Below are 6,664 nucleotides of genomic sequence, written 5' to 3'. Positions count from 1 at the left end.
AGTTTGAATCAAGCTACGATTAAAACTGTCATTTTGAACGATTAATACTGGTCTGCGATAACCTGGTTCTGAACCCAGAGGTTGAGGAAGTGTTGCCAACCAAATCTCTCCTCTATACATTACCACTCTTCACTTCTCAAGCTGCTAAACTGCATCATAGCAATATTCTCATCTAAGTCCGAGGAGTGTTGAGTGTAAACACTATTAAGTTTTTCGGTAATCTCTTCGAGCAAAGGTTCGTTAAAATCCTCTGGCACGACAAATTTTCCTCTATCTTGCCCAAAACTAGCTAGTCAGTTAGATGAGGGAGGAATAGGTTCGGCAGCAGGAGCGACTATATCCCCTAATATTTCATCAGTTCCTTTCATTACCTCACAGGGAGGGCGTTTAGTTTCAGTGGTAGCAGCATGAACGATCGCTAATGGTTTTCCTTCATGGATGATAGGTTAGTGGAGTTTTTGTGCGTTCGACCTCTATAAATAGAGTCTGTAAACTTTGCGGTAATTCATCGGTAGTAATTTCTGCCATTTTCAAGTAAATTCTCCTATAGCTTTCTGGTCAAAATTTTAGCACATCATCAAATCTACAGACGATCGCGAATTTGTTGCCGAAATTATAAAACCGCATCGAAAGGTTCATCAGATTCGACATAATTTGTCAACAAATCTATATCCAATTCAGACAACAATTTGCTCCTAAGCACCGGTTCATATTTTCCCTCATTTAGACAATAAATATAAGGGTGCATCTCAATTTTGAATAAAGCCAAAAATCTCTGGCTTTTAGGGAACAGGTATGGAGGGAACAGGGAACAGAGAATATATAGGAAAAAAGTATTTTTGCAAATATGAGATGCACCAAAATATCAAAACTTCCGTTTTGCCAAAACTAAACTTCAGAAACTCCTAAACCTTGATAAACTTCTCAAGCATTAATACCTCCACTGGTAATTACAACTTCAATAGCTAAATCAGGAATATCTTTATTACTAAACAGATAATAACATTCATCAGGTTCAATACCTCTAACTGTTACTTTAGACCGAAAAGTAGTTGAACCAAAACCATAAAAACGAATGCGAATTTCCTCAAAATAAACCTCTAATAACCAACCAATATTACTTTTAATAAATTCATGGCGACGACTCGGCGAGATAATTTCTAAGCACCCTTATAAAAAAGTTACGCGACAACAATAATTATCTTGCCAACTCTTCAATAACTGTTCGTAAACTTCCCAACTAATCCCACCCATAAGAAAAATTTTATCGGCATCAATAGAAGCAAAATTATCTTCTATTATCAATTATTCTAAATGTTGTAAACCCTCTACCAACCCCAACATTTCAATCTACTAAAATTTAATTTACCGAATTATTAATTATTAATTGTTAATTAAATAATTGTGGTTTAAAGCCGACCCTTTTAAGGGGAAAAAAAGTGCTAGGATATTTCCCAATCTTCAATTCCGTAACGGTTTTAACCTTCTTGTAATTATCAAGTTCGCCATTATCAATTATCAATTAATTAACAAGATTATCATTAATAATTGACTAAAATTTTGAATATGTTTAATCATACCCGACTCAAATGATAGTAATTTTTATACTGATAAATACGGGATAAAACACTGCAAAGTATAAATCAATAGAAAACAGAAAGAGGCTAAAACTAGCTCCAAAGGAAACTATTATTCCCTTCATTTCTAGTTCTAACCTCTTTATTTGAAACTCAGTAACAGTATGATTAACGATTAACAAATCGCTAGCCTATGTTAAATAGATAATATGACCGCCACAGATGTAAGTCTTCCAATATTTAACAATCAAAAAAAAATCCCTCAAAAAAAAATCCCTAGAATTATCTATCGGGATTTCTTAATGCCTGAATTTTGACTGATTGACATCCTCCCGACGTTGAACTTGAGCAACAACGCGGGATTCCTAAACATTACTGATTAGGTCTTTCTGCTGCCTCTTGCAGAGGAGCTGCGCTAACATAGCACCCGCCTCCAAGGTTGAACCTCTTTTTGGTCTTATGGTCGCTCCACAGACAAGACAGCGCCGCCAAAGGGGGTCTCCCCCATGAGCGACTGGCGCTGACACTGCTAGCCCAGCAGCCTAAATATTTGAACAAAAAACTTTTTGTTGTATGTGTTGAGTTCAAGTATGGAGTGTTCCCAGTGACCATTCCTCTTCCCCGATCTACCGATCTTTCTGCGGTGTTACCCAAAATTGGTACTCTTTGTCGGTTAACCTATCTGTTCGTATACGTCCGGGCGGGTCAGTAACCAACTTGATTATACCACAAGATTGATTGTTTTTCATCCCGACGGTCCCTTGCAGGAGAGCGCGGGTTTTCAACCAACGTTAACATAAAAGCATCCAATGTCCTTCGGAAATCTTCTCGTGCCTGAAAATGATCTACTCGATTAACTATTTGACCATCCTCAAACAGAATCAAAGTAGGCAAAGTTTTCAGTTGATAGCTACTAGCAAGCTTTAAACTTTCATCAGCATTGACCCCTACAAGCTTTAAATGGCCATTCCACTCAGATTGAAATTTTAATAATTGGGGCACAATCATTTTACACAAGCCACACCAAGGTGCCCAAAAATGAACTAAAACTGGGTTAGAAGACTCTAACACCTCTTGTTTAAAACTATTTTGGTTCACTGACAAAACCATGATCCTTGAATCTATATTAATTAAATTTTTTATATCCTGGGATCATGCTACCAGTATACGCTCCCAGTTGCACGAATTAATAGAGGATGAGCTTGCCAGAATAAGAGGACAAAAACTCCTACCCCAAGGTAAGCCCATCGGAGAAACTCATGCAACTGTAAGGTTTGACGTCCTTGGATAATTGCCAGAAAAGGAATAACTGATGTTCGAGACTTTAATTTCTCATAAGATTCACCAAAACGCTCCTGAAGTCGGCGATCCCCATGCCAAACGCCAAATAAGTGGTGTAAAACAAGGCCAACTGAGGTAACTAAAGTAAAGCTTGTTCCTAGCCAAAGGGTGTGGGCAATACACCAGATTATTTGGCCTACCATTTGGGGATGGCGAGTAATGCGAATAATCCCTGTTTCATGGAGATGGACTTGGGGCTTTTGAATTGCTGCAATTTCTAACAGGTTGAATGTAGAGGGGTATAGGAAAAGGAATGAAATTGCTGATAGTATCCAGACTATAGGTTTGACAATTGGGACACCTTGCAGTTGCCATAACTGTAAGCCATCATAACGATGATTGAAAAAGTACACAATCAGAACTACTGCTAGTGGTAGACTGACTAGGGCAAATAAGATGCGGTAGAGTCTAGGACCAATTTTATTTTCGGCCCAGGTTCGGATGGCAGCTAAACCACTATGGGCGATCGCAAAACTCAGCAGTAACCCCAAGATGATTAAATGGCTAAGGGTTAACGAATCATTAGACATGGCCAATATAGGAAATTGATAATAAAAGTTAACTTTTGGAGGAATCCTCCAGCAGTATGCTAAAGGGACGTAAACTGCTAACCCCATTCAAGGGGAAGGAAATGCGCTGAGTGTGGAGACTAATTTGCCCAAGAAATTATTTATGCCTCGGCTGAGGAATATGGAAATCTCAAGTTCCAGCTCAGACTTATAGGTTAGCTCTATGCTTCCGGTAAGTCTAAGTCTTGACCTTCAACTTATGTCTCAGGCACTTTTGTCCCTGATTTAGTTTAATCTAAACACGACGATCGGAGCTTGATGAACTAACCAGAAAAGACCAGGGGATGAGAAGACAGGTTGACATGGGGCGTGGAAAGATTATTTCGATTTTTTCCTCAACTTATACAATAGGCAACTTATAGTAAAGAGCAAAAGTCGGGTGTTCCATAATTCTCAGGTTATTGCTGTGGCTACTGCTATAGAACTCAAATGAGTTCTATTTAATCAAGAGAGGGGAAGGTGAGGAGATGAGAAGATAAGGAGTATTTTTCAACCTTGTTCCCCTATTCCTTGCTTCTATCTCTTGAGTTATAACTCAGTATTCCTGACTCCTTGTGGAAAAACTTAATCTTGGCAAAAATAGCAAATGGTTTTTATAAATAAAAACCTGCTTTAATACACAAAAAGACTATAAATTCAAACTTCTCATTAGTTCTCCACTCTCTTCTTGCTCTCCAACAACCTATCTAATCAAATCAAAGGCCATTACGTCAGCAATTTGTCCATTAGGGAAACCTTTCGGCATCAACTCCCTAAATTTTTTTTCCTTTAACAATATGTCTGAGCTTCCTTTCACCCTAGACCAATTACGCATTCTCAAAGCGATCGCTGCTGAAGGTAGCTTCAAACGAGCTGCTGATAGTCTGTTTGTTTCTCAACCAGCAGTTAGTTTGCAGGTGCAAAATTTAGAGCGACAGTTGAATGTGCCCTTATTCGACCGGGGTGGTCGCCGGGCACAATTAACTGAAGCTGGTCATTTGCTACTTACTTACGGCGAGAAAATACTGTCTCTTTGTCAAGAAACTTGCCGGGCGATCGAAGATTTGCAAAATCTCCAGGGAGGTACTTTAATTGTTGGTGCTTCTCAAACTACTGGTACTTATTTACTGCCCCGAATGATAGGGATGTTTAGACAAAAATATCCTGATGTGGCTGTACAGTTGCACGTTCATTCTACTCGTCGTACTGCTTGGAGTGTGGCTAATGGACAAATAGATTTAGCTATTGTTGGGGGTGAAGTTCCTCCGGAGTTGCAGGAGTCTTTGGAAGTTGTGCCTTATGCTGAGGATGAACTGGCCTTAATTTTGCCTGTTTCTCATTCTCTGGCTGAGAAGGAGACTATTCAAAAAGATGACTTGTATCACTTAAACTTTATTACTTTGGACTCTCAATCTACTATTCGCAAAGTAATCGATCAAGTTTTATCCGAAAGTGGCATTGATACTCGCCGTCTGAAAGTGGAAATGGAGCTAAATTCAATTGAGGCAATTAAAAATGCTGTTCAGTCTGGTTTGGGGGTCGCTTTTGTTTCTGTTTCTGCTATTGAGAAGGAATTACAAATTGGGGTTTTGACTACGGCTAAAATAGATCAGATAGTTATTAATAGAATATTATCAGTCATTTATAATCCTAATCGTTACCGTTCTAAGGCAGCAGAGGCTTTTAGTAAAGAAATTTTGCCTTTGTTTTCTAGCTTAAATTTTAGCCCAGATCAGATTAAACCTTTATCTAAAGAAATACCGCCTATAGAGGTAGTAACAAATAACGTTCATGAAACTTGAATAAGAAACATAGGAGTCAAGAGTCAGAATGGTTTGGGCTAATTTATTTTCTACATAGGACTTACGCACCAGACCATGTATGTAGTGTTAAAAACTATAGCGCTACAGTTTTTGCACTCTATATATAGTACCCCTGCGTAAGTCCTGCTACAGTTATTTTAGGTTTAATTTTGCCTACCTATTTATAGCTCAAGTCAGAAGGCGCGAAGTTAGATAGGGGAGCCGTTGGATTAGCGATGTACATAAGTTAAATTCGCAGCACAGACTATATTTGAGAATTTGAGGATGTCAGCGCCAGTAATGTTGACTGCTTTATCTTTTATTGGCGTTGCTGAATAAATGTATGATTTTACCGAAAAATTGGGTTTAAAGCCTCGCCCATAAGCGGGCGACTTTCTGTGTTATTATGAAGTTGGTTTGAACACCCGCCAAGTCTCATAAATACTGTAGAAAAGAAGATGTTTGTCAAAACTCCTTCACCTTCACAGCTGAATTTGGGAAGCTTTCAGGTCAATGGGCAGTTCGCGCCCTGAAGGCACAAATAAACATCCATAAGAATTTTTGGTAAGTCGCGGGAGGGCATTCCGAGACTCTAACATGTATGTAGTGTTAAAAACTATAGCGATACAGTTTTTGCACTCTATATATAGTACCTCTGCGTAAGTCCTGTTAATTATTAATCACAGTGAGAAATGAGGTGTTTCGCAGCGCGACATGAAACCTTTAGGGGTGCGTAGCACTATCGCCACTCAGGCAGTTTATCTAAAATCTAATAACTACAGCGCAATAGTTAAGTTAATTATTAATCACAGTGAGAAGTGAGGCGTTTCCCTGCGCGACATAAAACCTGTAGGGGTGCGTAGCACTATCACCACCCAGACAGTTTATCTAAAATCTAATAACTAGAGCGCAATAGTTGAATTAATGAGGACTTACGCACCAGACCATGTATGTAGTTTGAAAAACTATAGCGATACAGTTTTTGCACTCTATATATAGTAACTCTGCGTAAGTCCTGTTAATTATTAATCACAGTGAGAAATGAGGTGTTTCGCAGCGCGACATGAAACCTTTAGGGGTGCGTAGCACTATCACCACCCAGGAAGTTTATCTAAAATCTAATAACTACAGCGCAATAGTTAAGTTAATTATTAATCACAGTGAGAAGTGAGGCGTTTCCCTGCGCGACATAAAACCTGTAGGGGTGCGTAGCACTATCACCACCCAGACAGTTTATCTAAAATCTAAAAACTAGAGCGCAATAGTTGAATTAATGAGGACTTACGCACCAGACCATGTATGTAGTTTGAAAAACTATAGCGATACAGTTTTTGCACTCTATATATAGTACCTCTGCGTAAGTCCTGTTAATTATTAATCACAGTGAGAAATGAGG

Annotated in this window: 6 protein-coding genes; 1 reads left to right on the top strand and 5 read right to left on the bottom strand. The window is 38.8% G+C overall.

Features of this window, described 5'->3' with window-relative positions; all coding sequences use genetic code 11:
- The 5 genes from F6K22_RS26595 to F6K22_RS26575 all read right to left on the bottom strand — a co-directional run.
- Positions 1-120 (bottom strand): type II toxin-antitoxin system PemK/MazF family toxin (locus F6K22_RS26595; protein ID WP_293104995.1); only part of this gene is annotated, 120 nt, incomplete at its 3' end.
- Positions 120-257 carry a hypothetical protein gene (locus F6K22_RS26590; RefSeq protein ID WP_293104993.1) on the bottom strand — a complete coding sequence of 46 codons (138 nt, stop codon included), beginning with the start codon at positions 255-257 and terminating at the stop codon, positions 120-122. The genes F6K22_RS26590 and F6K22_RS26595, both read right to left, overlap by 1 nt.
- Positions 258-1,170: 913 nt before the next feature.
- On the bottom strand, positions 1,171-1,305 hold the full coding sequence (locus F6K22_RS26585) for a hypothetical protein (RefSeq protein WP_293104990.1): 135 nt from the start codon (positions 1,303-1,305) through the stop codon (positions 1,171-1,173).
- Positions 1,306-2,282: 977 nt separating this feature from the next.
- Positions 2,283-2,687, bottom strand: a complete 405-nt coding sequence (locus tag F6K22_RS26580) for a thioredoxin family protein (RefSeq protein ID WP_293104988.1) — start codon at positions 2,685-2,687, stop codon at positions 2,283-2,285.
- A 47-nt stretch (positions 2,688-2,734) separates the two neighbouring features.
- The gene (locus tag F6K22_RS26575; RefSeq protein WP_293104985.1) at positions 2,735-3,448 is read right to left on the bottom strand and encodes an NnrU family protein; all 714 of its coding nucleotides are present in this window, start codon (positions 3,446-3,448) and stop codon (positions 2,735-2,737) included.
- 815 nt (positions 3,449-4,263) lie between these two features.
- Here F6K22_RS26575 and F6K22_RS26570 point away from each other — a divergent pair.
- The gene (locus F6K22_RS26570; RefSeq protein ID WP_293104982.1) at positions 4,264-5,268 is read left to right on the top strand and encodes a LysR family transcriptional regulator; all 1,005 of its coding nucleotides are present in this window, start codon (positions 4,264-4,266) and stop codon (positions 5,266-5,268) included.
- Positions 5,269-6,664: the final 1,396 nt, after the last annotated feature.

This window comes from Okeania sp. SIO2F4, assembly GCF_010672385.1.
GTDB lineage: Bacteria > Cyanobacteriota > Cyanobacteriia > Cyanobacteriales > Microcoleaceae > Trichodesmium.
Note: the sequence above shows the minus strand (reverse complement) of the source record. Positions and strands in the feature narration are given on the sequence as shown.